Source organism: Vibrio sp. 10N.222.55.C6 (genome assembly GCF_041473395.1).
GTDB lineage: Bacteria > Pseudomonadota > Gammaproteobacteria > Enterobacterales > Vibrionaceae > Vibrio > Vibrio crassostreae_C.
The window spans coordinates 1-472 of record NZ_JBFRSD010000496.1 but is presented as its reverse complement, the minus strand read 5'-3'; the positions used below and the strand labels follow the sequence as shown (position 1 = coordinate 472).

The 472-nt window shown below is 36.4% G+C and carries 1 protein-coding gene; it reads right to left on the bottom strand.

Annotated features, from left to right (window positions below; all coding sequences use genetic code 11):
- Positions 1-433: PAS domain-containing protein (locus AB4486_RS24780; protein WP_372119341.1), on the bottom strand; the 433-nt coding region annotated here is incomplete at its 3' end.
- Positions 434-472: the final 39 nt, after the last annotated feature.

Below are 472 nucleotides of genomic sequence, written 5' to 3'. Positions count from 1 at the left end.
ATTTTATATTTGCCTCAACTAATTCTTTTTCCTTAAGGTCAAGAAGTTTTTGAAGCTTTACTTGCTCAGTAATATCACGACTAATACCGAACATTCCTATCAACTCACTTCCTCCATCTTTGTAAAGAGGCCATTTACAGGTAGATACCCAGCCCTCATTTCCCTCATTATCTGTATAAGGTTCGATTGAGGTTGTTTTCTGTATTCGACCTTCGATTATTTTCTCATCTTCCTTACGATACATTAATGCATGTTCATGAGGAAACAGATCAAAGTCATCTTTATCGTGAAGTTCCCTCCATGAGTTTTTCCCGACAAGCTCTGCAAAGTTCTGACTGCACAATATGAACCTATAATTCATATCCTTAAAGTAGATGTAATCGCTAGTAATAGATAATAAGGACATGAAGTGACTGAGGAAATTACTTTGCATATATCTGCTCTCTTATTTTTCGGGGGCTCACAAAATGTC